Here is a 23872-nt window from a genome sequence, read left to right on the forward strand (position 1 = left end):
CATCGAGCCCCCGTTCGCGGTCACCCGGACAGGTGGCGGGCGACGACCAGGCCGTCGTCCACGAGCGCCTGCAGGGCCGTGCCGGCCTGGTGGAGTGCCTCGGCGGGCGGGACGACGCCGGCGACCGACTCGGCGTACTCCTTGATGATCGCCGCGCTGTCCCGGCCGTCGCACAGGCGGTAGACGAGCCACGCGGCCGGGTTGAGCCAGCGCACGCGTGGCGGATCGGCGAGGGCCACGACGAGGCGGCGCTGTTCGGGCATCGGCACGGCGGCGACGGGGGCGACGGCCTGGTACGTCGTGCCGTCCCCGCCTCCGGGCGTGGGCGGTGCGAGCAGGTCGAGCGCCTTGACCAGCCAGGCGATGAGCTGGTGGCCGTAGCCGGTGAACAGGCCGGAGCGCTGCGCGAGCTGCTCGGCGAGGTGGCGGGCGCGCAGCTCGGGGGTGGCGTAGCGGGCGCCGCCGAAGGTCGCGCGGCTGAGCGCGGCGTCCGCGGGCGGCTCTCCGAACCGGCTCGTGATCTCGGGGCTCGCCGAGCGGGCCAGGCCGTGGTAGACGGCGAGGTGGACGTACACGTGCAGGGCGAACAGCACCCGCATCAGCGACCAGGCCTCGCGCCGCCACGGGATCGGCACGACGTCGGCGGTGGCGTCGACGTGGTCGAAGACCACGGCGCCGCAGCGGATGATCTCGAAGAGGGCGAGGTGGAGCGCCTCGTGCAGCAGCGCTCCCGCCGCGTCCCAGACGTTCTGCAGCTTCTCGGGGGCGATGAAGACCGTGGCGGGGAATCGGTCGCCGCCGGACACGGAGTGCAGCGGCCCGTCCTCGCCCTCGTCGCGCGCGAGGCCGATCATGCCGACGTTGGCGAGCACGCCCGGTCCGACGGACGGCATCAGCGCCGCGAGCAGGGCGGCCGCCTCGTCGATCATCTTGAGCTCGGCGGCGGAGGGCGTGATCGGGACGTCCGCCGTCCCTCGGGGGAACTGCTCGTCGAGCAGGGACCACAGGCGTGCCGTGACGGGATCTTTCGTGCCGCGGGTCGTCTGCGTCCACACCCAGGCCGAACGCGAAGGCTCGCCGGTCGCGCGACTCGCCGCGTAACCGCCGGCGGCTGCGCGGCTCACCGCGTAGCCGGCGTCGGCGGGCAGCAGGCCGGGCAGGAGCAGGCCGTCGTCCGCCTGCGTAGTGGCGGTCCGCAGGCCCTGTGTGGTGAGGGTCTGCAGGTCGCTCTCGAACGCGCTGCGCAGCACCGGGTCGCGGCTCAGCACCCGCAGGTCCGCGTCGGGCGCTGCCGCGCAGCGCCGTACCGGCTCGGCGTTGTGCGGGGTCAGCTCGGCCAGCAGGGCCAGGCCGACGCGCAGCCGCCCGAGCACGCGCCGCTCGACGGCGGCGGCGTCGCCGTACTCGGGGTCGGTGCCGAGCAGCCGCTCCACCTCCTGCCAGAGCGTCATGGGCAGGCTCCTTTCCTTACGGAGGTGGCCGGGTGCCGGTCGGCACCCGGCCAGCGGATCACGTGTTGTCGGGACGGTGGGGGCCGCGGTCGCGCGGGTACCAGTCGCGCTCGGCCGCGTTGTCGGAGGTCACGGCCGGAGCATCCACCGACGTGCTGGAGCGGATGAACTCGCGGGGGTCGGGCACTGATGTCATGATCATCTTTCCTTTCGTTGGGTTGATCATCGATCGGCAGTTGGCTTGAGGGGGAGCGCGGGCGGCGAGTCGACGGCGTCCGCGTCGGTCAGCGGACGGGCGTCGCCGGCGAAGCGGTCCAGCTCGGCGCCGCTGAGCAGCGGCGCCCCGGCCGGCGGGCCGCCTGCGACGACGAGGTTGCCGATCCTGTCGCCGCGCAGCACGTCGGGCTCGGCGAACAGGCGAACCTCGTCGAACACCGCCCTGAACGTCGCGACCTGGCGGCGGGCGAAGGCGAAGGGGACCGCGTCCAGGATGTTCAGCGCGTAGTGGCCGCCGGGCTTGAGCGCCGCGGCCACCGCGGTGAGGAACTCCAGGCTGGTGAGCCGCGCGGGGACGCCGGTCCTGATCAGCACGTCCGTGACGATGAGGTCGTAGGCGTGCGGGCGGGCGGACGTGACGGCGTCGCGGGCGTCCGCGATGCGGATGTCCAGGCCGGGCGGCGGCGGCAGCGCCTCCGTGACCGTCTCCATCAGTGTGGCGTCCCGGTCCACGACCAGCTGGGACGAGCCGGAGCGGGTGGCGGAGACGTAGCGCGGGAGCGTGAGACCTCCGCCGCCCAGGTGCAGCGCCGTGATCGGCGTGCCGGGGGGCGCGGTGCCGTCCGCGATGGAGGCCAGCATCCGTACGTACGGCATTCTCAGACGGCGGGGGTCGGCGAGGTCCACATAGGACTGCGGGAAATGGTCGAGAATCAGCACCCACATATTCGGGCCGCCGGCGGCCGGCGTCAGGTCGACCGTGCCGAAATCGGTCGACACGGTGACCGCGCCTTCAGGTCCCTGATGAACGGTCATGGAGTAACGGACCTTTCTCGCGACCCGTCCTTCGACAGTATTGAGCTTAGGTCGGCGCGCGCATCCATTACAGGTCAGCGACAGGCCATTCACCGGACATTTCCCGCGATTGCCGGTCGCGCGGCGTTGACGGCAGGTCCCCGCGTCCGGCGAATGTCCGGCAGATACCCTCCGCACGCCCTTTGAACTCCTGACCTGCGCGTCGATACTCCTGAAGGAGAACGCACACAGGAAGGTGGAAACGGCATGAAAACTGCTTTAGCGTCGGTGGGCGACAGGCTGCTCACGCTGCTCGCGCCCAAGGCGGTCGCCAGTGCGGGAGCCTGTGAATACGAGAGGTTCTGCAGTTCCCCGCAATGCAAGATAGGGACCAACCTCTACCCGCGAACGCTGTACACCCTGTACAGCAACTGCGACATCGTCTCCTCAGGCTGCTGCACCACCTAGCGCCGCATCGACGATTCCGCTTGGTTCCGCGGCACGCGGGACCAAGCGGAATTCGTCCCGGACTTTTGTGGAGTCGGAACATTGCTGGCTTATGTAGGTTTCGGGTGCCGAGTGTTGCTCGCGGTGGTCTTCCTGGCCGCGGCGGTGAGCAAGGTGCGCGGCCGGCGCGATCGGGCCGCCTTCCGGACGTCTCTGGGGGCGTTCGGCGTCAAAGCCCGGTTCAGGCCCGCCGTGGCCGCGGCGGTGATCGCCGGCGAGCTGGCCACAGCGGCGCTGCTGGCGGCCGACGTCACCGCGCTCGCGGGGCTGGCTCTCGGCGCGGCGCTGCTGATCGCCTTCACGGTGGCGATCGGCTCGGTGCTGCGGCGGGGAGCGCCGGTGAGCTGCCGGTGTTTCGGCTCCTCGACGCAGCCGCTGGGCCGTCGGCACCTCATGCGCAACGCGCTCCTGCTGCTGGTCGCGGCGGCGGGCGTCACGGGGACCGCGCCGGCCGTGGGGTGGAACCCGGGGGCGCTGCTGGTGGCCGGGTTCATGGCGGTGATCGTGGCCGCTCTTGTCATCTCTTATGACGATCTCGTGTCGGCGGTCCTCCCCCGCTGACGCTTTCCGAAGGAGAGTGGGTCGATGGATGTGGTGCTGATCGCCGCGGTCGTCGTGGTCGGCGTGCTGGGCGGGCTGAACCTGCTGCTGATGCTCGCCGTGCTGCGGCGGCTGCGCGAGTACGACGACACATGGGCTCGGTCGGGCATGGACAACCTCGCCCAGCGCAGGTTCCTCCCCGACGCGGGCACGCGGGTCGCCGACTTCACCATCACCACGCTGGACGGCGCCGAGATCGCCTTGCGCGACCCGGCCGGGGTGAGCGGGGTGGACGGTCCGCTGCTGGTCGCGTTCTTCGCCACCGGCTGCCCGGCGTGTCACGACGAGCTGCCGCGTTTCGTCCAGTACGCCGCCACCGCGCCGGGCGGCCGCGAACGGCACCTGGCGGTGGTCTCCGGGGCGCCCGACGAGGTCGCGGACGTCGTCGAGGCCGTCTCGCCGGTGGCCCGCGTGGTGGTGGAGCCGGACGAGGGCCCCGTGACGACGGCATTCGGCGTACGGCGCTGGCCCTTGTTCGTCCTGCTCGGGCAGGACGGCACGATCCTCGCCGGCGTCGGCGGCGTCTCCGCTCTCGAGCGGCAGGCCGTCTCGGTGTGATGCGCGCTCCCGAGGAGGATGAGTCCGGCTGGCGGGAACGCTGCGTGACCGCGCTCGGCCTGGCCTGGCGGGCCAGGCCGGCGCTGCTCGCCGCGCAGCTGGCCGGGGCGCTGGTCATGGGCGCGACGCCGGTCGCGGTCGCGTGGCTGACCAAGCAGATCCTGGACGAGCTGCTGGGACGGCGGCAGCCGATCGGCTGGCTGGTCGGGCAGAGCGCGCTGCTGGCCGGGCTCGGTCTGGTCGCGGCGGCCCTGCCGCATCTCTTCCAGTACGTCGACGCCGAGATGGGCCGCTCGATCCGGCTGCACAGCCGCGACCGGCTGTACACGGCGCTGTCGCGGCTGGCCGGGCTGTCCAGGTTCGAGAATCCGGCCTTCCACGACCGGATCCGGCTGGCCCAGCAGGCCGGCGAGATCTCACCTCAGACGATGCTCGACGCCTCGCTGGGGGGCGTGCGGACGGTGGTCACCATGCTCGGGTTCACCGGGTCGCTGCTGGCGGTCAGCCCGGTCATGGCGGCTGTGGTGCTGGTCTCGGCCGTGCCGGTGGTCGCCGCCGAGCTGAGCCTGAGCGCCAGGCGGAGCCGGCTGATGTGGACGGTCAGCCCGCACGAGCGGCGGCAGGTGTTCTACTCGCAGCTGATGATCGACCGTACGGCCGCGAAGGAGATCCGGCTGTTCGGCCTGGCCGGCTTCGTCCGCTCGCGGATGCTGCACGAGCTGCGCCAGGTGAACGCCGCACAGCGGCGGCTGGACCGGCGGGTGTGCCACACCCAGTTCGCGCTGGCCGCCCTGACAGCCACCGTCGCCGGGGTCGGCCTGGTCTGGGGCATCCTGCAGGCCCGCGCCGGCCTGCTGACCCCGGGCGACGTGATCGTCTTCATCGCGGCCGTGGCCGGCGTACAGACCGGCCTGTCCGGGCTCGTCTCCCAGCTCGCCTCAGGACACCAGGCGCTCCTGCAGTTCGCGCACTACCTCGCCGTCCTCAACGCCGAACCGGACCTGCCCGCCCCGGCCCTCCCCACCGCCGCGCTCCCGTTGCAGAGCGCGATCGAGCTGCGCGACGTCTGGTTCCGCTACGACCCCGACAAGCCCTGGGTGCTCCGCGGCGTGAGCCTGCGCATCCCGGCCGGCTCCCTGCTGGCCCTGGTGGGCGTGAACGGCGCCGGCAAGAGCACCCTGGTCAAGCTCCTGTGCCGCCTGTACGAGCCAACCCGCGGCTCGATCACCTGGGACGGAGCCGACATCCGCCACATCCCCGTCGCCGACCTGCGCGAACGCATCGGCACCGTCTTCCAGGACCACATGAACTACGACTTCACCGCCGCCGACAACATCGGCATCGGCGACCTGCCCGCCCTGCACGACCGCGACAGGATCCGCACCGCCGCGACCGCCGCCGAGGTCGACGCCACCGTCACCGCGCTCCCCCACGGCTACGACACCCTGCTGAGCCGCATGTTCTTCATGAACGCCGACTCCGACGACGCCACCACGGGCGTGACCCTGTCCGGCGGCCAGTGGCAGCGCATCGCCCTCGCCCGCGGCCTCATGCGCGGCCGCCGCGACCTGCTCATCCTCGACGAACCCAGCTCCGGCCTGGACGCCGAGGCCGAGCACACCATCCACCGCCGCCTGGCCGAACACCGCCACGGCACCACCAGCGTCATCATCACCCACCGCCTCAATGGGGTCCGCATGGCCGACCACATCGCCGTCCTCGACGACGGCCGCATCACCGAACAAGGCACGCATGAGGAGCTGATGGCGTACGACGGCACGTACGCCCGCCTTTTCCGCATGCAGGCCTCCGGCTACCAGCCGGACCCGATCCCGTGATCCCCCTGACCCTGCTGACCGCCCTGGTCCTGACGATCATCCTTGTCCGCCGCACCGTCGTGATCGTCACCGTCTCCGGCACCAGCATGACCCCGACCCTGCGCCCTGGTGAAAAACTCCTGGTCCGCAGATGCGACCTCACCGCGCTGAAGGTCGGCGACATAGTGGTCCTGGAGCCCCCGCGCATCCCCGTCTCCCCCGAGGTCACAGCCCTGGCCCCGTTGCCCGCGCGAACGAGATGGCAGGTGAAACGCGTAGCCGCCCTCCCCGGCGACCCGATTCCCGAACCGGCGAGAAAGGCATCAGGCACCCTGCGAACCGTCCCGGACGGCACCCTGATCGTGCTGGGCGACAACAAGGCCAGCCACGACTCCCGCCTCGCCGGCCCCTACCCCGCCACCCACCTCCTCGGCCGCACCCTCAGGAAACTCTCCCCCCACCTGACTACTCGTCGGCGTAAGGCGTGAAGAGCGTGTCGCGTCGCATCCAGGACTCGGTGAGCAGCTCGCTGTGCAGCTCACCCTGGACGATGCCCAGGAGGAGGCCGGTGGTGGGCAGGTCGTATCGCTCCCATAGGTCTCCGTTGCGGTCCGAGATCCGGATCGCGTACGCCTGGGGTGAGATCTGCCAATAGAGCGTGACGCCTGTGCCGGTCGAGGCCCAGGGCAGCAGCCTGTCACCAGGGGCGAGATCGTCGGGGCGTCCCACGACCTCGTCCTCGAACAGGTCCTGGAGTTGTTCCCATTCCAGCGTCGATCGCTCCAGGTCGACGTGCTTGGGGCCTGCGGGCACGTGGAGTCTCAAGAAGCCCAGCCAGAGACCGCCTCCGCCTGCGTCGAGAAGCTCGCGGTAGTCGTGCGGTACGGCGGTTCCGAGCCGGTGCGTGACCCTTTCCCAGTCGTACGGCACGGGTGGTGCGGTGAGACGTGCCCTTTCGATCAGCTGCTGAGCTGCGGTTGCCATGTCGGGTGTGCCCTCAGGATCGCCGGTGTGCCTTCAGAGCCTATTGCCAGGCCTCCGTTCATCGAATATCGTCGATTGTCGATGAAAGAAGAGACGGGGCCGCTGCCGCGTGCGGAGGCCGAGGAGTATGCGAGCTGGTTCAAGGCGCTGGCCGACGCGACCCGGATTCAGATCGTGTCGTTGCTGGCCAGGCGGCGTGAGCCGATGAGTGTGGGTGAGATCGTGGCCGCCTCCGGGGTGGGGCAGTCCACGGTGTCGCATCACCTGAAGATCCTGGCCGAGGTGCGGTTCGTCCTGGTGGAGCGGCAGGGGACGTCCAGCCTGTACCGGATCAACGAGAACTGCGTGAGCTGTTTCCCCACCGCCGCCGACGTGGTGATGGGCAATCCGGTGCCGGCCGCGCCGACCTGTGAATGAGGAGATCTCATGGCGTCCGACGAGATCATCGACCACTACTCCGCCCTGGCCCGCAGCGCGCTTCATGGGCAGCGCATCACCGACTGCGATCCCGTCGCCTTCACCGGTGGCGGTTTCGGGCCGGCCGGTTACGACGACACCACCGCGCTCCCTGACGGGGCGCTTCGCGCCAGCCTGGGGTGTGGCAACCCGGTCGCCGTCGCGGAGCTACGTGCCGGTGAGACGGTGCTCGACCTGGGCTCCGGCGGGGGCATCGACGTGCTGCTGTCGGCGCGCCGCGTCGGCCCGTACGGCACCGTCTTCGGCCTGGACGCCAGCCCCGCCATGGTGGAGCTGGCGCGGCGCAACGCCGAGCAGGCGGGCGTCACCAACGTACGGTTCCTGCAGGGGACGATCGAGGCGATCCCGCTGCCCGGCCACGCGGTGGACGTGGTCATTTCCAACTGTGTGATCAACCTGTCCGGAGACAAGGCGGCGGTGCTGGCCGAGGCGTTCCGGGTGCTGCGGCCGGGCGGCCGGTTCGGCGTCAGCGACGTCGTCACCACGCAGGTGCTCGACGAGCAGGCGCGGCACCGGGCCGAGGAGCGCATCGGGTGTGTCGCCGGATCGCTCACGGTGCAGGAGTATCGGGAGCTGCTCGTCGAAGCCGGCTTCGTCGCCGTCACGGTCACGTTGACCGCCGATCACGGCGATGGGGTGCACTCGGCGATCGTCCAGGCCGTGAAGCCCGCCATCGGGCCCGGCCTGGAGATCCGGCCGATGCGCGAGAGCGACGCCGCGGAGGTGCTGGCGATCTACCAGGCCGGGCTGGACACCGGCCAGGCCAGCTTCGAGACCGTCGCGCCCAGCTGGGAAGGGTTCACCGCGAGCAGGTTGCCGCGTCTTCGGTACGTGGCCGTGGACACCGATTCGGGCGAGGTGCTCGGCTGGGTGGCGGCCTCGCAGGTCTCGGCGCGGAGCGTCTATGCCGGGGTGGTCGAGCACAGCGTCTATGTCCACCCCGGCTGCCAGGCTCACGGCATCGGCCGCGCCCTGTTGACGGCGTTCGTCGCCGCGTGCGAGGACGCCGGGGTGTGGACGATCCAGTCCGGCATCTTCCCCGAGAACACGGCCAGCCTGGCCCTCCATCAGGCGGTCGGTTTCCGCATGGTCGGGACCCGCGAGCGCGTCGGCTGTCACCACGGGGTGTGGCGGGACGTGGTGATGGTGGAGCGGCGCAGCCCGGTGGTCGGCACCTGACCGACGCGGCGACATCGGCCCCGCCGTCCGGCGGGGCCTTCGCCGTTTCCGGTTCCCCTCCCTCCGCCCCCGCCTGTTCAGACTTGATTCGATGTATGTCAATATAGACGCACATCGATTTCAGTGACGGTCCAGAGGGAGGGCGTGTGGAAGTCCTGCAGATCTTGGAGTGCAGCCCGCCGCTGACCCGCGAGCCGCTCGACGCCGAACAGGCCGCGGCGGTAGCCCGGGTGTTCAAGGCGCTGGGTGATCCGGTGCGGCTGCGCATCCTGTCGATCGTGGCCAGCCGCGCGGGCGGTGAGGTGTGCGTGTGCGACATCACCGACGCGTTCGAGCTGTCCCAGCCGCCTTGCTGCTGCTCAACTGGGTGCTCGGCCCGGCGCTGATGTTCGCCCTGGCCTGGAGCTTCCTGCCCGACCTGCCCGAGTACCGCACCGGCCTGATCATCGTCGGGCTCGACATCACCGCCGCCCACCCCAAGGTCCTCACGGCCGACGCGGTCGAGACCTCCGACGTGGTCATCACCATGGGCTGCGGCGACGCCTGCCCGATCTTCCCCGGCAAACGCTACGAGGACTGGAAACTCGACGACCCCGCCGGGCAGGACATCGAAGCCGTCCGTGCCATCCGCGATGACATCCGATCCCAGGTCGTCAGGCTGCTCGGCGAGCTGCTGCGCGACGGCAGGGGCGGTTAGCGATCGGTCAGCGGGGCGAACAGGGCGCCCAGCCGGTTCACTGCCTCGGGGATGATCCAGTAGTAGACCCAGGTGCCGCGCCGCTCACTGCCGATCAGTCCGGCGGTGCGCAGCACCTTGAGGTGGTGACTGATGGTGGGCGCGGTCAGGTCGAAGGCGTCGGTCAGGTCGCACACGCACGCCTCGCCGCCGGCGTGAGAGCCGATCATGGACAGCAGCCGCAGGCGTACCGGGTCGGCCACCGCCTTGAGCAGCACGGCCAGCTCGGCGGCTTCGCCTTCGCCGAGCGGCTCGCGGGCGATCGGCGCGCAGCACGCCCCATCCTGCGCGCCCTGGCCGGCCTGGACGAGGGGCAGCGTGGTGGTGGTCATGCGGGGGCCTCCGGACCTGACGGGTGCTTCGACGTTCGTCTAAATGATAGTCGGTGGTAGCCGGTGAGCGCGGCTGCGGCGATCAGACAGGTGAGGGTGACGGCGGCCATGACCCAGCCGTAGCCGGCGGCACCGGCCAGCACCAGGGCGGCGGCCGGGCTGACGGCTTTGGCCACGGTGGACGGCAGAGCCAGGCGGCCGGACAGGCTGGCGTACGCGGTGGTGCCGTAGCTTTCCGTCAGCAGGTGCGGCTTGGTGATGGTACCCACGCCGAAGCCGAGCCCGAACAGCAGCACGGCGGCGATCGCCCCCGCGATGGTGGCGCCGATGAACGGCAGTGCGGCCGCGGCCACGGCCTGCAGGGCGAAGATGGTGGCGGCGATCAGGGCGGCCGGCAGGCGGCGCTGCAGGCCGGTGGTGATCAGCCGGCCGGTGACCGACAGCAGGCCGAGCAGCCCGGCCACACTCGCGGCCAGCAGCGGCGGGTGGCCAAGGTGGATCAGGTAGGTGATGAGCAGGACCGAGATGGTGGCCACGCCGGTGCTGTGCAGGGTGAAGGCGGCGGCCAGCAACCAGAAGGCCGCCTGGCGGGTGGCGCTGCGCACCAGCGCCGCCCGTTCGTCCGCGCCGCCGCCCGCCGGGGCGCAGGCCGATGACGCCGGGACGGGCCGGCGTGCGGCCAGGGCGTGCAGCGGGATGGCCGCCGCGCCGTACACCAGGGCCAGGATGATCAGAGCCTGGCGCCAGCCGTACGCCTGGGTCAAGACGCCGGTCAGCGGCATGAAGACGGAGGAGGCGAAGCCGGCCACCACGGTGATCGCGAGCAGTGCCGTGGCCCGGGCGGGAGCGGCGAAGCGGGCGACGACGACGGCGAAGGCCGCCTCGTACAGCGCCATGGCCGAGGCGAGGCCGATGAGGACGAACACCACGTACAGCTGCGCCACGCTCTGCACCTGTGACCAGGCCAGCAAGGCCACGGTGCCGAGCACCGAGCCGGCCGTCATCAGTCCCCGCCCGCCGCGCACGTCCAGCCACCGGCCCGTCACCGGCGCGGCCAGCGCCGCGACGAGCACCGAGGTCGTCAGCGCCAGTGAGACGCGGGAGGCGTCGGCGCCCAGGTCGCGGCTCATCGGGGTGAGCAGCACCGAGAAGCTGTAGTACAGCACGCCGAAGCCGATGGTCTGGGTGACGGCCAACGCCGCCACCAGCCGCCAGTCCTTGAGGGAAGGGCGGCCGGGGACGGAGTCGGGGCCGCTCCCGCCGCCGGTCGAGGCGGCGGTGATCGGATCGGGGGCGGGCATCGAATCTCCAGGTCAGCCGCAGCAGCCGCCCTGGGACGCCCCGACCAGGGGCAGCGGACTGCTCAGGAGACCGCCGCCGATCCCGGTGGCCAGGCCGACCCGCTGCTCCTGGGCCTCGGCGAGGTTGGAGGAGCAGACGCCGGTTTCGGGCAGGTCGAGCTGGACGTCCCGTGCCGCCTCCCAGTCGCCGGCCAGCGCGGCGGCCACCGAGCGGGCCTGCTCGTAGCCGGTGGCCAGCAGGAACGTGGGGGCGCGGCCGTAGCTCTTGACGCCGATCGCGTAGTAGCCGTCCTCGGGGTGCGCGAGCTCGTCGGCGCCGTGCGGCGGGACGGTGCCGCAGGAGTGCGCGTTGGGGTCGATCAGCGGGGCGAGGGCGCGGGTGGAGCCGAGGATCGGGTCGAGGTCCAGGCGCAGTTCGCCGGCGATGGTGTGATCGGGACGGTAACCGGTGGCGGCCACGATGCGGTCGGCGGTGACGATCTGCTCGTGGCCTGAGGAGTCGCGGCTGAGCACGCGTACCTGGTCGCCGTCCCGTTCGACGGCGTGGGTGAAGAAGCCGGTCACCAGGCGGATGCGGCCGCTCTCGACGTGGGCGTGCAGGCGGGTGCCGAGCGCTCCCCGCGCGGGCAGGGCGTCCGCGTCGCCGCCTCCGTACGTACGGGCGGCGCTGCCGGCGCGGATCGCCCACGTGATCGGGGTGTCCTCCAGCTGGGCCAGCGCGAGCAGCGTGGTGGCCGCCGAGTGGCCGGCTCCGATCACCAGGACGTGCCTGCCCGCGTACCGGTCGCGGTCGGCGCCGAGGACGTCGGGCAGGGCGTGGTCGATCAGGTCACCGGCGTCGGCTTCGCCGTGGGCGGGCAAGCCGGAGGCGCCGAGCACGTTCGGGGTGGCGTAGGTGCCGGAGGCGTCGATGACGGCACGGGCGTGCAGCTCGCTCCCGTCGGCCAGGCGGATCAGGAACGGCGCCTGCTCACGTCCCGCCGTACGGACGCGGTCGTAGCCGAGCCTGCTGATCGCCGTCACTTTCGCCCCGGTACGCACCCGCTCACCGAACAGCTTGGCCAGCGGCGCCAGGTAGTCGTCGATCAGCTCGGCACCGGTGGGCAGCCACTCGGGGTCCGGCGCGCTCCAGCCGTCGGCCTCCAGGAGGCGGCGGGCGGCGGGGTCGATGTCGTACTTCCAGGGGCTGAACACCTGTACGTGCCCCCACTGCGCGATCGACGCCGCCGCCCGCTCCCCGCTTCCAGCACCACGAAGTCGAGCCCGCGCTCGGCGAGGTGGGCCGCGGCGGCCAGCCCGATCGGGCCGGCGCCGATGACCACGACGGGCAGGCCGTCGGGTCGTGCGGCCTGTCGGCTGGGCTCCAGCTCGACGGCGGTGGGACCGCAGCATCCAGTCATGGCACTTCTCCCTGCTTCGATGTCCGTCTAAGTAATGTCATCAGCAGGATGCCCGAGGACTTAGATGGATGTCAAATTCGACCTTCATCTAATCAACCGGCGTGCGGAGGCCGCGGCGCTGGCGCGGGCGCCCATCACCCGCCAACGCACCCATCTCGGCGAGGTACGGCAGGTCCGGCCGGTATCCGGTGGCCAGCAGCACCGCATCGACGCGCTCGCGCCGGCCATCGGGCCAGACCGCTTGATCGCCCTCCAGCCGCGTGAACATCGCCCGCCACGCGTAGCGCCCCTCGCGCAGCGCCCGGCGGTAACGGCCGTCATCGAGCACGGGCGACGGCGGCGGGGCCTCCGCACGGGCCGGCGGCAGCCGGTCGAACCCGGTCACGCGGAACCAGAAGTGCAGGTCACGGCCCAGCGGGCACTGCTCGACAAAGCGGATCGGCGTGCGGCCGACCAGCGTCACCCGGCGTTCGGCGGCCAGCTCGTACGCGATCTGGACCGCCGAGTTGCCCGTCCCGACCACGACGACGTGCCCACCGTCCAACCGGGGACATGCCCGCCGCCCACGACACGTTCGCCGGCCCGGCCTCGGCAGGGGCGCTCCAGGTGGTTCTGACGCGTGGAAGCGGGCACGGTCAAGGCATGCCGGAGGACAGCTTCGACGAGCGGATCGCGGCGACGTATGAGGCGAAGTGGCCGGAGCTGTTCGACCCGGCGGTGATCGAACCAGCGGTGAGCTTCCTGGCCGGGCTGGGCGGCGCCGCGCTCGAGTTCGGCGTCGGCACAGGGCGCATCGCGCTGCCGCTGGCCCGGCGCGGGGTCCGCGTCGAGGGGATCGACCTGTCGGCCGCGATGATCGCGCGGCTGCGCGCCGAGCCGGGCGCCGCCGCGGTCCGTACGACGGTCGGCGACTTCGCCACCACCAGGCTGGACGCGACCTTCACGCTGGTCTACCTGGTACGCAACACGATCACGAACCTGACCACCCAGGACGAACAGGTCGAGTGCTTCCGCAACGCGGCGGCCCACCTCGAACCCGGCGGTCGTTTCGTCATCGAGAACTACGTCCCTGAGCTGCGCCGGCTGCCGCCGGGCGAGACCGTCCACGCCTTCGCCGTGGGCCAGGAGCACCTCGGGTTCGAGGAGTACGACGTCGCGTCGCAGATCGCGACCTCCCACCACTACTGGGTGGCGGACGGCCGGATGGAGACCTTTTCCTCGCGGCACCGGTACGTGTGGCCGTCCGAGCTGGACCTCATGGCGCGGATCGCCGGGATGCGCCTGGAGGAGCGCTGGGCCGGGTGGACGCGCACGCCCTTCACCGGCGAGAGCAGGAGCCACGTGTCGGTCTGGCGGAAGGCGGACGGACGGTGAAATTTTCAACTATCCGAAATTTTCACCCGCTCGGCGTCGGACCAAGTGAGCGCGGCGTTTCGCGCCCATCCGGCCGGACCCCCTGACTGACCAGAGTTGACAGGGCAACGGCTCATTCTTGACTCTTTTGGGAGCGCTCCCACGTCTTTCATCTCCGGTTCTGGAGATGACACCAGTCAGCACGTTGAGGAAGGACGCTCTATGGAAGCACTGGTCAACCGGCAGCAGGATCTTTTCCTGGCCCTCTATCGCATCGTGCTGGGACTGCTGTTCGCCTGCCACGGCGCGGCCACACTGTTCGGTGTTCTCGGCGGCCCGCAGGGCGAGGCGCCGGCCTTCGCCGAGTGGCCGGGCTGGTGGGCGGCCCTCATCGAGCTCGTCGCCGGAGGCATGGTCCTGCTCGGGGTGGCCGCGCGCGCCGCCGCCGTCATCTGCTCGGGCACCATGGCGTACGCGTACTTCGTCGTGCACCAGCCGCAGGCGTTGTTCCCGATCGAGAACGGCGGCGAGAAGGCCGCCCTGTTCTGCTGGGGTTTCCTGCTGATCGCGGTGCTCGGTCCCGGCCGCTGGGCGCTGTCCACGCTGCGCGCCCCGCAGGCGTCGCTGGCGTCCCCTCAGCCCGACCAGCCCACCACTGGCCTGCCACGGCCATCCTGACCTGCGGTGACGCGCTCGCCATCCGGCCTGTCCGCGGCGGAGGCGGCCGCACGCCTTGAGCGTGACGGCCCCAACCTCCTGCCGCGCAAGCCGCCGACGCCGTTGTGGCGGCGCGTCCTCACGCAGCTCCGCGACCCGCTCATCATCGTCCTGCTCGTCGCGGCGGTGCTGACGATCACCACCGGCGACTGGACGGACGCCGTCGTCATCATGCTGGTGATCGTGGTGAACACGGCGGTCGGGGTGGCCCAGGAGGTACGTGCTGACCGGGCCATCACGGCGCTTGCCGACCTCGCCACCCCCGAGGCGCGGGTAGTACGGAACGGCCGGCAGACGCGGATCCCGGCGAGCGAGGTCGTGGCCGGTGATCTGGTGGTGCTGGCGGAGGGCGACATCGTCCCGGCGGACGGCGAGGTGGTGGAGTCGGCGGCGCTGCTGGTCGACGAGTCGGCCCTGACGGGCGAGTCGGTGCCCGTGGACAAGAGGGCCGGCGCACCGGTGTCGTCCGGCACCGTGGTGGTGCGGGGCAGGGGGCGGGCGGTGGTGACCGCGACCGGCGCGGCGAGCGCGAGCGGCCGCATCGCCGCCCTCATGGTCAAGGGTGGCGGGCTCACGCCGTTGCAGCGCCGGCTGGCCGGGGTCGGGCGGCTGCTGGCGGGGGTCGCGGTGCTGCTGTCGGCGCTGGTGCTGGCCCTGGGTCTGGTACGCGGCCAGCCGGTGGAGCTGATGGTCGTGACCGCGATCAGCCTGGTGGTGGCCGCCGTACCGGAATCGTTGCCCGCTGTCGTGACCTTGAGCCTGGCGCTCGGGGCGCGCCGGATGGCGGCGCGCAACGCCCTCGTGCGCAACCTGCCCGCCGTCGAGACGCTGGGCTCGGTGACCGTACTCGCCACCGACAAGACGGGCACCCTCACCGAGGGACGGATGGTCGCCCGGCACCTGTGGACCCCGGCCGTCGAGGCCGCGACCACCGGCTCCGGCTACGCGCCCGGCGGCGTGATCGAGAGCGCGGACCCCGACGAGTTCCGCGCGCTGCTGACGGCCGCGGCGCTGTGCAACGACGCCCGCCTGTGCCCGGGCCCGGAGTGGACTGCCTTGGGTGACCCGACGGAGGCGGCCCTGCTCGCCGCCGCCGCCCGGCTCGAGCTCGACCACGAGGACCTGCGGGCCCGGTTTCCCCGGGCCGGGGAGCTGCCGTTCGACAGTGATCGCAAGCGCATGACCACCGTGCACCTCCTGCCGGACGGCCGCGCCCGGGTGATCTCCAAGGGCGCCCCCGAGGCGCTGCTCGTCCCTGACGTGCTGACCGACGAACCCGCGCTGCTCGCCCGTGCCGCCGAACGCGCCGACCGGTACGCCCGTGACGGCTACCGCGTCCTCGCGATCGCCGCCGCCGACCTTGACGCCGTTCCCGTGTCCGTCCGGGAGAGCGGGCTCGACCTGCTCGGCCTCGTCGCGATCCTCGACCCGCCACGCGCGTCGGCCGCCACGGCCGTGGCCGACTGCAGGAAGGCCGGCATCAGGCCAGTCCTCATCACCGGCGACCATCCGGGCACCGCCCGCGCCATCGCCGGCGACCTCGGCATCATCGGCCCTGAAGACCGAGCCGTCGACTGCCGCGAACCCGGCGCGTTCGACGGCGAGCCCGCCACTGACCGCCTTGAGCCCGGAACCCCGGACGGCGAGCCGGCCACCGTCTACGCGCGCGCCACCCCCGAGCAGAAGCTCGACATCATCGAGACCCTGCGGAAACGCGGCGAGATCCTCGCCATGACCGGTGACGGCGTCAACGACGGCCCCGCGCTGCGCCGCGCCGACATCGGGGTCGCCATGGGCAGGCGCGGCACGGAGGTCGCCCGGCAGGCCGCCGATCTCGTACTGGCCGACGACGATCTGGACACCGTCGTCGCCGCCGTCGAGGAGGGCCGCCGGGTCTATGCGAACATCCGCCGCTTCCTCGTCTACGGCCTGTCGGGCGGCGCGGCCGAGATCGCCGTGATGGTGCTGGGCCCGTTCGTCGGCCTGCCGCTCCCCCTGCTGCCCGCGCAGATCCTGTGGATCAACCTGCTCACCCACGGCCTGCCCGGCGTCGCGCTCGGCGGGGAGCCGACCGTGCCGGGGACCATGGAACGACCGCCCCGGCCGCCCGGCCAGAGCATCATGGGCGCGGGCCTGTGGCAGCGGGTGCTGCGCATCGCCGTCGTGCTCACCGCCGTCACGCTCGGCGTCGCCGTGTGGGCCTCGCTGACCGGGCGGCCGTGGCAGAGCATGGCGTTCTTCGCGCTCGGCGCGACCCAGCTCGGGGTGGCGCTGGGGACGCGCACCCGGCCGCGTTCCCTGGCCAATCCGATGCTGCTGGTCGCCGTGGCGGGCGCGCTCGTCCTGCAACTGGCCGGGATCTATCTCCCGCTACTGCGGGAACTGCTCGGCACGCGTCCGCTGGCGCCCGGCGATCTGCTGATCGTCCTGGCGCTGTCCGTCACGGGGTACGCCGCCGCCCGCCTCGACCGCATCCTGCACCCCTCACGTCTGTCATGACGTCGGTACGGGGAACGACGCGGCCAGGCTCTCGCCCCACTGCCTGGCCCGCTCCAGCTCCCCCGCCACCAGCGGCCCGGCGGCCTGCTGGGCGGTGTTGCCGTCCATCGACTCGTACACGACTGATGCCCTCATGACACGACTCCTTCCGTCTCGCCCCTACTGTCCTGCGGGCGGCGGCCCGGCGCCCGAGGAGGAAGTCCCACGGACCGGCGCCGTTGGTCCACAGCGCAACGCCCGCCCCGTGCTGCTGGGGGCGGGCGTGTCCCGTGCGCACTACTTCAGCCAGGCGTGGCGCCGCACGATCGGCAGGCCGCCGAGTCCGAGGGTGGTGCCGGCGCCGGCCATCGCCAGGCCGATCAGGACGATGGAGTAGACGATGTGGTCGTCCATGAAGGGGTTGTTGGCCAGGGGCAGCTCGGCCGCCCACATCAGGGCCAGCATGAACGTGCCGGCGAGGGCGGCGAGCCTGGTGGCGATGCCGAGGATCAGCGCCAGGCCGATGCCGAGCAGGCCGGCCATGAACAGCCAGTCCACCCACGCCTGTCCCGCTAACGCGGAGAAGAACCCGCCGAGCGCGTTCTCGCCGGTGCCCTTGAGGAACCCGGTCGTCGGGCTGCCGCCCGCGATCCAGGCCCGGTCCGACGGGGTGGCGAAGCCCCATCCGAACGTCTTGTCCAGGAACGCCCACAGGAAGATCCAGCCGATCGCGATCCGGGCGGCTGCCCAGACGTAGTCGACCGGACGGCGTCCCTCAGCGATGGTCGCGCCCGCCTGCCCGGCGGACCTGTCGATCGTGGCGGCCATGACGGCCCCTTTCCTCGGTGGTGTGTCTCGCGCTCTCATCACACCGGGAAGGGGCCCGTCCGAGGCAGTGCCGTACGGCCGTCGTACGAAGGACCTTGGTCCTGGGCCGGTCACGCAGGAAGCGTGCCGGCCTTCGGCCGCAGGAGGCCGGGGCGGTGGGCAGGCGGGCGCGGTGGGCCGGCGGCCGGCGCCGTCGCGTCAACGCTGACCGGCGATGGTGTCCAGCTCGGCCAGGTCCTCGGATGAGAGGGAGAGGGCGGCGCCGGTGATGTTCTCGCGCAGGTGGGTCACCGATGAGGTGCCGGGGATCAGGAGGATGTTCGGGGAGCGCTGGAGGAGCCAGGCCAGGGCCACGGACATCGGGGTCGATCCCAACCGCGAGGCGACGGCCGAGAGGGCTGAGGACTGGAGCGGGGTGAAGCCGCCCAAGGGGAAGAAGGGGACGTACGCGATGCCTTCTGCGGCGAGGCGGTCGATGAGCTTGTCGTCGTGGCGGTGGGCGAGGTTGTACAGATTCTGCACGCACACGATCGGCGCGATGCTCTGCGCCTCGGCGACCTGCTCCTCGGTGGCGTTGCTGACCCCGAGGTGGCGGATCAGGCCCTCCTGCTGGAGTTCGACCAGCGTTCCGTACGCCTCCGCGAGCGAGCCGGGCTGGGGGCCTTCGGCGTCGCCGAGACGGAGGTTGACCAGGTCGAGGACGTCGAGCCCCAGGGACGTGAGGTTGTCGTGGACCTGGCGGCGCAGGTCCTCGGGGCGCCGGGCGGGCGGCCAGCCGCCCTGCTCGTCGCGGGTCGCGCCCACCTTGGTCGCGAGGTGCAGCGACTCGGGGTAGGGGTGCAGGGCCTCGCGGATCAGTTCGTTGGTGATGCGCGGGCCGTAGGCGTCGCTGGTGTCGATGTGGGTGATGCCGTTGTCGGCCGCTTCCCGCAGGACGGCCAGGGCGCCCTCGCGGTCGGCGGGCGGGCCCATGACCCACGGGCCGGCCAGTTGCATGGCGCCGTACCCGAATCGGGTGACGGTCAGGTCTCCCAGGGTCCAGGTGCCGCCGGGAAGGGATGTGCTCATTGGGGTTCCTTTCGTTGTCGCTCTGCATCAGTATTGGGAAGCAACTTCCTTCCGGGAAGTAGGCACTCCGAAGTGCGTAACTCACCCACGGGCGAGAGGTGTGAGCGGTGGCGACGATGAAGGCGGCCCAGCAGCGGGCTCAGGCCAAGGTGGAGTACAACGCGTTCCTGGCGGGGTGTCCCAGCCGGCAACTGCTCGACCGCATCTCAGACAAGTGGGTCGTCCTGATCCTGTGCGCGCTGGGCGGCGGCGAGGAGGGGCCGAGAGCGATGCGGTACTCGGAGATCTCCCGGATGCTGGCCGGGGTCAGCCAGAAGATGCTGACCCAGACGCTGCGGTCGCTGGAGCGTGACGGGTTGCTGACCCGTACCGTGACGCCGACCGTCCCCGTCACCGTCTCCTACGAGCTGACCGGCCTCGGCCTTTCCCTCCACGACCTGACGCGCGGGCTCAGGAGCTGGGCGCAGACGCACATGAGCGAGGTCCTCGCGAACCGCGAGGACTACGACTCCAGGTGAGGGCCGCGAGCGCCGCCAGGGTGGCGGCCAGGATGAGGGCGGCCGTGAGCGACCGAGTGGCGAGCGGGCCCGCGATGGCCGCGCCCAGGGCGAAGCCGGTGATCTTCAGGCTGGCTCCGGTGGTGAAGATCTGGCTGCGCAGCCGCTCAGGGGCTTCGCGGTGGCGGATCGCGAACAGGGCGGTGAGCTGGGGGCCCTGGCCGATGCCGACCAGCAGCATGGCGGCGACGAGCACGGCCGCGTGATCGACGGCGGCCAGGGCGAAGGCGGCGGCCTGCAGCAGGGCGCTCGCCCAGACGACGGTGCCGGGGGAACGCGGCCGCCGGGCGAGTACGGCGTTGGCGGCCAGGGCTCCGGCGGCCGCGCACGACAGCAGCAGCGCCCCACGGTCGGCGTCGCCCAGCACCCGTAGGCCGAGCAGGGGAAGGCAACCCACCAGCATGCCTTCGGCCGTGCAGCAGATGACCGAGACCAGGGTCGCCCGGAACAACGGCCGGTTCGCGATCATGACCCGCGCTCCGGCGAGCAGGGAGCCCGCTTCCCGTGACGGTGGACGGGCGGGCAGTGTCCACGCGCTGGGCACCGCGAAGCCGATGAGCGCCACGGCGACCACCACGGCCGTCGGCGCTCCGAGCAGCTCGGCCACTCCCCCGGCCAGCGCGGGACCGGCCAGGCTCGCCACGCTGAAGGTCATCGCGTCGAACGCGTTGGCCCTGGGCAGCTTTGCGGGCGGCACCACGCGGGGCAGCTGGGCCGTCCAGCCGCCCGACAGCGCAGGACCCAGCAGCCCGGTGCACAGCGCGATCACCACGCTGATCGCGATCGGCAGATGCCCGAGTCCCATGAGGATCGCGCCGAGGCCCGCCGCGTACAGCGCAAGGGCGCAGGCCAGCAGCCGGCCCGGCCGCGCCGCCCGGTCGAGCAGCACCCCGAGCAGCGGGCCGCCGACCGCCGCCGCGGCGGTGATCCCCGCGAGCAGCGACGCGGCGTCGGTGGCCGAGCCGGTGACGGCGAATCCGGCCAGCATCAGGGCGGGCCCGGACATCTCGTCGCCTGCGCGGGCGGCCACCGCCCCGGCCAGGTAGGACCTGATGGAATACACCCGCGCGACCCTAGCGAGGTAACGCAAAACATAGCAATATGCGTTACATTGCCAGGATGTCGCACACCGACGACTGGTCCACCCGGCATTCCGTGCTGACCGTGGCCCGGCGCACCGCCGCCCTCCTCAACGCCCTCACCGACGACGCCTCCCCGGAGGCCATCGGCGAGGTGCTGCGCGCGTACGGCGAGCTGGACCCCATCGAGGTGACCGAGCAGGACGTCGCCGCCATGCGGACGGCCGCCGCCCTGCTACGCGACGTCTTCGCCGCCACCGACGCCGACGCCGCCGCCACGGCGCTCAACCGCCTCCTGCGCGAGCACACCGGCCCGCTGCGCCTGACCTCGCACGGCGGCGCCACACCCTGGCATCCGCACCTCGACCGCGACGACGACGGCCCCCTGGGCGAATGGTTCCTCACCTCGTCCTGCATGGCGCTGACCGTGCTCGTCTGGGACCGCCAGCGACCGCCCGGCAAGGTCTGCGCCGCGACCGGCTGCCGGAACGTGTTCATCGCCCAGGGCAGCGGCCAGGAACGCCACTACTGCTCCCGCCGCTGCGCCACCCGCGAACGGGTCAGGGCCCATCGGGCCGGACGCTAGGAGCGCCGCAGGTCGCAGGCGGCCCTGGCGTGCTCAGCCGCGACCTCGCCGTCCTCCAGGATCTCGACGCAGAACGCGGTGACGAGCGAGTTGCAGGCGTCGATCCTGGCCTGGGTCGTCGGGTAGCCGTGACTGTTGAGGTAGGCGAGGCAGTCCTGCGGCGACTGCGCCGAGGCGACGGCCGGCAGGGCGAAGATGGTCATGGCGAACAGCCCCACGACGAAGGCGGCTTTCTGCAGAGCACGCATCACGGATCGGGCCCCTTTCTGCGAACGGAGACTCGTCCGATTCTCAAACGGCGGCAGCGGCCGGACCAGGGCGCCGGCCGGACATTCACCGGGCACGCTCAGGCGGGCAGGGCGTCTCCGGGGAAGCCGTGGCAGGCGTGGACCTCGTACCGCATCATCCCGGCCCGCACGTAGGCCACCCGCCACATGCCCTCGTACTGGACTTCGACCCTAGCAGCTCAAGTTTCCTTAGGGAACTCCGAAAGCTAGACTGCCGCCATGCAGCGAACCCGCTTCAGCGAGATGGCGTGCTCCATCGCCCGCACCATGGACGTGATCGGCGAGCCCTGGTCGCCCCTGATCCTGCGCGACGTGTGGGCAGGGGTGCGCCGCTTCGACCACATCCAGGCCGACCTCGGCATCTCCCGCAAAGTCCTCACCGAACGCCTCCACCACCTGGTCGAGCAGGGCGTCCTCGAACGCCGCCCCTACGACGCCCGCCCCCGCTACGAGTACCACCTCACCGACAAGGGCGCCGACCTCGTCGAGATGCTCATGGTGATGGCGCGCTGGGGCGACCGCTGGCTCGCCGGTGAGGCAGGACCACCTGTGCTGTACCGCCACCACGCCTGCGGGCAGATCGCCCACGTCGAGCCGGCGTGCAGCCACTGCGGCCAGCCGATGCACGCCGGCGACGTCGACCTCCTGCCGGGCCCCGGCTCGGCAGCCGGGTGAGCGCCGTGGACGTGTACGAGGCCGTGGACAGCCGCCGTGCCGTGCGGGCGTTCAGCGATGAGCCCGTACCCGCAGACGTGCTCGAACGCGTGCTGACCGCCGCGACGCGGGCCCCGTCGAGCGGGAACCTCCAGCCGTGGCTCCTGTACGTCGTGACCGGCGAGCCCCTGGCCGAGCTGAAGAAGCGGGCGACGGCCAGGGCACTGGCGGGAGACCCGGGCGACGACCGGGACTATCCGATGTACCCGGCGGAGCTGACCTCGCCGTACCATGACCGCTTCGCCGCCGCTGCCGCCCAGCGGTATCAGTCGCTGGGCATCGAGCGTGACGACCCCGACCGGCCCATGAAGATCGCCGCCTTGAACTCCGAGGCGTTCGGAGCGCCGGTCGTGCTGTTCTGCTACCTCGACCGGGCGATGGGGCCGGGGCAGTGGGCGGACGCGGGGATGTACCTCCAGACGATCATGCTGTTACTGCGGGCGGAAGGGCTGCACAGCTGCCCTCAGGTGATGTGGACGATGTACCGCGAAACGGTCGGCCGCATCGTCGGAGCGGATGACACGCTCGCGCTCCTGTGCGGCGTGTCGGTGGGGTTCGAGCGGGAAGGCGTGCCGCCGCTGCGCACCGATCGTGCGGACATGTCGGAGACGGTGACCTTCGTCGGAGCGTGACTCAGGGTTCGCGCAGTGCCGCGTCGAGGAGGGAGTCCAAGGCGTTCTGCGAGGTCTGGAGCTGTTCGATGGTCGTGGCGATGCGGGTGCGTTCGCGGCGCAGGTCGTCGATGAAGGTCGGGCAGTGGGACGGCGTGATGAGCCCTTCGGATCCCTGGATGCAGTCCAGGACGCGGGCGATGACGGCGGTGGGAAGTCCGGCGGCGAGCAGGGCGCGAATGTGGCGGACGGCGGCGACGTCCGAGTCGCGGTACTCGCGGTAGCCGTTGCCCAGCCTGACCGGCCTGAGCAGGCCCTGCTCCTCGTAGTAGCGCAGCAGCCGCCTGTTGACCCCGGTCCTGGCGGCCAGGTCCCCGATCCGCATGCCTTGACCTTCACATCGATGTGAGCCCTTACCGTCCCGAGTATCGCCGAAGCAAGGAGGAGATCAGATGGCGGGGGTTGTGATCATCGGGGCGGGTCCCGGGATCGGGCAGGCGGTGGCGCGCAGGTTCGCCAGGGAGGGGATGCCGGTCGGGCTGATCGCCCGCAGCGACCACACGTTGCGGAGCGCGGCCGACGCGGTCGCCGGCGAGGTGGTGACGTGCCGGGCCGACAGCACCGACCAGGCCGGGCTGAGCGCCGCGCTCGACGAGGTGGCGCGGGCGCACGGCGTCCCCGATGCGCTGGTCTACAACGCCGCGATCATCCAGGCGGACGCGCCGGGTGAGCTGTCCGTACGCGGCCACATGGACGCCTGGGCGGTGAACGTCGTCGGCGCCCTCAACGCCGCCGCCCACGTGGCGCCCGCCATGGCGGCACGCGGCCACGGCACGATCCTCATCACCGGCGGCATGCCCGAGCCCAAACCGCAGTACGTGAGCCTCTCCCTGGGCAAGGCCGGCGTCCGCACCCTGGTCACGCTGCTCGACCAGGAGTACGGCCCGGCCGGCGTCCACGTCGCGAGCGTCACCGTGGCGGGCCCGGTCGCCCCTGGCACCGACTTCGACCCCGACGACATCGCCGAGCACTACTGGCGCCTGCACACGCAACCTCGCGGCCAGTGGACCCACGAGGCCCTGCACGCGGCGCCGTAAAACCGGAAACCGCTCCTGCGCGCCACGGACGCTTCCCAGGCCGTGCGCGACAGGTCCCTGATCTGCGTACGTAAGCGACTTTTCCCGAGATGTCATCAAATTTCGTGATCTTTGTGATATTCACGACGCGAGATCCAGCACTCC

General features: G+C 71.6%; 30 protein-coding genes and 1 pseudogene. 16 read left to right on the forward strand and 15 right to left on the reverse strand.

Features of this window, described 5'->3' with window-relative positions:
• Window positions 1-20: 20 nt before the first annotated feature.
• Genes ACFFR3_RS31615 through ACFFR3_RS31625 form a run of 3 tightly spaced genes read right to left on the reverse strand, consistent with a single transcriptional unit; the run spans window position 21 to window position 2447 of the window.
• Entirely contained in the window at window positions 21-1451 is a 1431-nt protein-coding gene (locus ACFFR3_RS31615) for an aKG-HExxH-type peptide beta-hydroxylase (protein WP_379484324.1), read from the reverse strand.
• A gap of 58 nt (window positions 1452-1509) precedes the next feature.
• Window positions 1510-1647 carry a hypothetical protein gene (locus ACFFR3_RS31620; protein ID WP_364380612.1) on the reverse strand — a complete coding sequence of 46 codons (138 nt, stop codon included), beginning with the start codon at window positions 1645-1647 and terminating at the stop codon, window positions 1510-1512.
• A gap of 26 nt (window positions 1648-1673) precedes the next feature.
• Window positions 1674-2447 (reverse strand): spermidine synthase, encoded by a 774-nt coding sequence (locus ACFFR3_RS31625; protein WP_379484325.1) that lies wholly within the window; start codon window positions 2445-2447, stop codon window positions 1674-1676.
• A gap of 564 nt (window positions 2448-3011) precedes the next feature.
• Between ACFFR3_RS31625 and ACFFR3_RS31630 the strand changes: the two genes are divergently transcribed.
• The 4 genes from ACFFR3_RS31630 to ACFFR3_RS31645 are packed head-to-tail and all read left to right on the forward strand — an operon-like array spanning window position 3012 to window position 6432.
• The gene (locus ACFFR3_RS31630; RefSeq protein WP_364380618.1) at window positions 3012-3530 is read left to right on the forward strand and encodes a MauE/DoxX family redox-associated membrane protein; all 519 of its coding nucleotides are present in this window, start codon (window positions 3012-3014) and stop codon (window positions 3528-3530) included.
• Window positions 3531-3554: 24 nt separating this feature from the next.
• The gene (locus tag ACFFR3_RS31635) at window positions 3555-4127 is read left to right on the forward strand and encodes a TlpA family protein disulfide reductase (protein ID WP_345408834.1); all 573 of its coding nucleotides are present in this window, start codon (window positions 3555-3557) and stop codon (window positions 4125-4127) included.
• A complete protein-coding gene (locus ACFFR3_RS31640; protein WP_379484326.1) occupies window positions 4127-5965 on the forward strand; it encodes an ABC transporter ATP-binding protein in 1839 nt (612 codons plus the stop codon). Before ACFFR3_RS31635 ends, ACFFR3_RS31640 begins: the two co-directional genes overlap by 1 nt.
• A complete protein-coding gene (locus ACFFR3_RS31645) occupies window positions 5962-6432 on the forward strand; it encodes a S26 family signal peptidase (RefSeq protein ID WP_379484327.1) in 471 nt (156 codons plus the stop codon). The genes ACFFR3_RS31640 and ACFFR3_RS31645 overlap by 4 nt, the downstream gene beginning before the upstream one ends.
• Here the strand turns inward: ACFFR3_RS31645 and ACFFR3_RS31650 are convergent.
• Entirely contained in the window at window positions 6410-6928 is a 519-nt protein-coding gene (locus ACFFR3_RS31650) for a hypothetical protein (RefSeq protein ID WP_345408840.1), read from the reverse strand. The genes ACFFR3_RS31645 and ACFFR3_RS31650 overlap by 23 nt on opposite strands.
• 27 nt (window positions 6929-6955) lie before the next feature.
• Between ACFFR3_RS31650 and ACFFR3_RS31655 the strand changes: the two genes are divergently transcribed.
• The 4 genes and pseudogenes from ACFFR3_RS31655 to ACFFR3_RS31670 all read left to right on the forward strand — a co-directional run bounded on the left by ACFFR3_RS31655 (window position 6956) and on the right by ACFFR3_RS31670 (window position 9281).
• Window positions 6956-7345 carry an ArsR/SmtB family transcription factor gene (locus ACFFR3_RS31655; RefSeq protein WP_345408842.1) on the forward strand — a complete coding sequence of 130 codons (390 nt, stop codon included), beginning with the start codon at window positions 6956-6958 and terminating at the stop codon, window positions 7343-7345.
• Between the two features lie 9 nt (window positions 7346-7354).
• A complete protein-coding gene (locus tag ACFFR3_RS31660; protein ID WP_345408845.1) occupies window positions 7355-8584 on the forward strand; it encodes a GNAT family N-acetyltransferase in 1230 nt (409 codons plus the stop codon).
• A 146-nt stretch (window positions 8585-8730) separates the two neighbouring features.
• Window positions 8731-8931 (forward strand): annotated as a pseudogene (locus ACFFR3_RS31665) (ArsR/SmtB family transcription factor); the annotation flags it as partial.
• Between the two features lie 2 nt (window positions 8932-8933).
• Complete coding sequence (locus ACFFR3_RS31670) at window positions 8934-9281, forward strand: low molecular weight phosphatase family protein (RefSeq protein WP_345408849.1); 348 nt, start codon at window positions 8934-8936, stop codon at window positions 9279-9281.
• On the opposite strand, the gene ACFFR3_RS31675 is transcribed toward ACFFR3_RS31670, so the two are convergent.
• From ACFFR3_RS31675 to ACFFR3_RS31695, 5 genes are all read right to left on the reverse strand, one after another.
• Window positions 9278-9652, reverse strand: a complete 375-nt coding sequence (locus tag ACFFR3_RS31675) for a metalloregulator ArsR/SmtB family transcription factor (RefSeq protein WP_345408851.1) — start codon at window positions 9650-9652, stop codon at window positions 9278-9280. The two genes, ACFFR3_RS31670 and ACFFR3_RS31675, sit on opposite strands and share 4 nt — an antisense overlap.
• Window positions 9649-10953 carry an MFS transporter gene (locus tag ACFFR3_RS31680; RefSeq protein ID WP_379484328.1) on the reverse strand — a complete coding sequence of 435 codons (1305 nt, stop codon included), beginning with the start codon at window positions 10951-10953 and terminating at the stop codon, window positions 9649-9651. The genes ACFFR3_RS31675 and ACFFR3_RS31680 overlap by 4 nt, the downstream gene beginning before the upstream one ends.
• A gap of 12 nt (window positions 10954-10965) precedes the next feature.
• Window positions 10966-12147 carry an NAD(P)-binding domain-containing protein gene (locus tag ACFFR3_RS31685; protein WP_379484329.1) on the reverse strand — a complete coding sequence of 394 codons (1182 nt, stop codon included), beginning with the start codon at window positions 12145-12147 and terminating at the stop codon, window positions 10966-10968.
• Window positions 12039-12353: an FAD-dependent oxidoreductase gene (locus ACFFR3_RS31690; RefSeq protein WP_379484330.1), complete on the reverse strand. Its 315-nt coding sequence runs from the start codon at window positions 12351-12353 to the stop codon at window positions 12039-12041. The genes ACFFR3_RS31685 and ACFFR3_RS31690 overlap by 109 nt, the downstream gene beginning before the upstream one ends.
• Before the next feature lie 88 nt (window positions 12354-12441).
• Window positions 12442-12897: an NAD(P)/FAD-dependent oxidoreductase gene (locus ACFFR3_RS31695; RefSeq protein WP_345408857.1), complete on the reverse strand. Its 456-nt coding sequence runs from the start codon at window positions 12895-12897 to the stop codon at window positions 12442-12444.
• Window positions 12898-12995: 98 nt separating this feature from the next.
• Between ACFFR3_RS31695 and ACFFR3_RS31700 the strand changes: the two genes are divergently transcribed.
• The 3 genes from ACFFR3_RS31700 to ACFFR3_RS31710 all read left to right on the forward strand — a co-directional run bounded on the left by ACFFR3_RS31700 (window position 12996) and on the right by ACFFR3_RS31710 (window position 16922).
• Entirely contained in the window at window positions 12996-13727 is a 732-nt protein-coding gene (locus ACFFR3_RS31700) for a class I SAM-dependent DNA methyltransferase (protein ID WP_345408859.1), read from the forward strand.
• Window positions 13728-13928: 201 nt separating this feature from the next.
• A complete protein-coding gene (locus tag ACFFR3_RS31705; protein WP_345408861.1) occupies window positions 13929-14384 on the forward strand; it encodes a DoxX family protein in 456 nt (151 codons plus the stop codon).
• Between the two features lie 6 nt (window positions 14385-14390).
• The gene (locus tag ACFFR3_RS31710) at window positions 14391-16922 is read left to right on the forward strand and encodes a cation-translocating P-type ATPase (protein ID WP_345408863.1); all 2532 of its coding nucleotides are present in this window, start codon (window positions 14391-14393) and stop codon (window positions 16920-16922) included.
• On the opposite strand, the gene ACFFR3_RS31715 is transcribed toward ACFFR3_RS31710, so the two are convergent.
• The 3 genes from ACFFR3_RS31715 to ACFFR3_RS31725 form a co-directional block, all read right to left on the reverse strand.
• Window positions 16917-17057, reverse strand: coding sequence for a hypothetical protein (locus tag ACFFR3_RS31715; protein ID WP_345408865.1), 141 nt, complete (start codon window positions 17055-17057; stop codon window positions 16917-16919). The genes ACFFR3_RS31710 and ACFFR3_RS31715 overlap by 6 nt on opposite strands.
• A 141-nt stretch (window positions 17058-17198) precedes the next feature.
• Window positions 17199-17729, reverse strand: a complete 531-nt coding sequence (locus tag ACFFR3_RS31720) for a DoxX family membrane protein (protein WP_379484331.1) — start codon at window positions 17727-17729, stop codon at window positions 17199-17201.
• Window positions 17730-17927: 198 nt separating this feature from the next.
• Complete coding sequence (locus tag ACFFR3_RS31725; protein ID WP_345408867.1) at window positions 17928-18797, reverse strand: aldo/keto reductase family oxidoreductase; 870 nt, start codon at window positions 18795-18797, stop codon at window positions 17928-17930.
• Between the two features lie 116 nt (window positions 18798-18913).
• On the opposite strand from ACFFR3_RS31725, the gene ACFFR3_RS31730 reads away from it, so the two are divergent.
• Window positions 18914-19315 carry a winged helix-turn-helix transcriptional regulator gene (locus ACFFR3_RS31730; protein ID WP_345409940.1) on the forward strand — a complete coding sequence of 134 codons (402 nt, stop codon included), beginning with the start codon at window positions 18914-18916 and terminating at the stop codon, window positions 19313-19315.
• Here ACFFR3_RS31730 and ACFFR3_RS31735 read toward each other — a convergent pair.
• Window positions 19248-20417: an MFS transporter gene (locus tag ACFFR3_RS31735; protein WP_379484332.1), complete on the reverse strand. Its 1170-nt coding sequence runs from the start codon at window positions 20415-20417 to the stop codon at window positions 19248-19250. The two genes, ACFFR3_RS31730 and ACFFR3_RS31735, sit on opposite strands and share 68 nt — an antisense overlap.
• Window positions 20418-20473: 56 nt before the next feature.
• Here ACFFR3_RS31735 and ACFFR3_RS31740 point away from each other — a divergent pair, with 56 nt between their 5' ends.
• Complete coding sequence (locus ACFFR3_RS31740) at window positions 20474-21019, forward strand: CGNR zinc finger domain-containing protein (RefSeq protein WP_379484333.1); 546 nt, start codon at window positions 20474-20476, stop codon at window positions 21017-21019.
• On the opposite strand, the gene ACFFR3_RS31745 is transcribed toward ACFFR3_RS31740, so the two are convergent.
• Window positions 21016-21267, reverse strand: a complete 252-nt coding sequence (locus tag ACFFR3_RS31745) for a hypothetical protein (protein ID WP_379484334.1) — start codon at window positions 21265-21267, stop codon at window positions 21016-21018. The genes ACFFR3_RS31740 and ACFFR3_RS31745 overlap by 4 nt on opposite strands.
• Before the next feature lie 258 nt (window positions 21268-21525).
• On the opposite strand from ACFFR3_RS31745, the gene ACFFR3_RS31750 reads away from it, so the two are divergent.
• Together ACFFR3_RS31750 and ACFFR3_RS31755 are read left to right on the forward strand one after the other, a co-directional pair.
• Window positions 21526-21981 (forward strand): winged helix-turn-helix transcriptional regulator, encoded by a 456-nt coding sequence (locus tag ACFFR3_RS31750; protein ID WP_345408879.1) that lies wholly within the window; start codon window positions 21526-21528, stop codon window positions 21979-21981.
• Between the two features lie 5 nt (window positions 21982-21986).
• Window positions 21987-22652 (forward strand): nitroreductase, encoded by a 666-nt coding sequence (locus tag ACFFR3_RS31755; protein ID WP_345408881.1) that lies wholly within the window; start codon window positions 21987-21989, stop codon window positions 22650-22652.
• A 1-nt stretch (window position 22653) separates the two neighbouring features.
• On the opposite strand, the gene ACFFR3_RS31760 is transcribed toward ACFFR3_RS31755, so the two are convergent.
• Window positions 22654-23016 carry a MerR family transcriptional regulator gene (locus ACFFR3_RS31760; RefSeq protein ID WP_345408882.1) on the reverse strand — a complete coding sequence of 121 codons (363 nt, stop codon included), beginning with the start codon at window positions 23014-23016 and terminating at the stop codon, window positions 22654-22656.
• A gap of 67 nt (window positions 23017-23083) precedes the next feature.
• Between ACFFR3_RS31760 and ACFFR3_RS31765 the strand changes: the two genes are divergently transcribed.
• Complete coding sequence (locus ACFFR3_RS31765) at window positions 23084-23728, forward strand: SDR family NAD(P)-dependent oxidoreductase (protein ID WP_345408884.1); 645 nt, start codon at window positions 23084-23086, stop codon at window positions 23726-23728.
• Window positions 23729-23872: the final 144 nt, after the last annotated feature.

Source organism: Nonomuraea salmonea (assembly GCF_042428605.1).
Lineage (GTDB): Bacteria > Actinomycetota > Actinomycetes > Streptosporangiales > Streptosporangiaceae > Nonomuraea > Nonomuraea salmonea.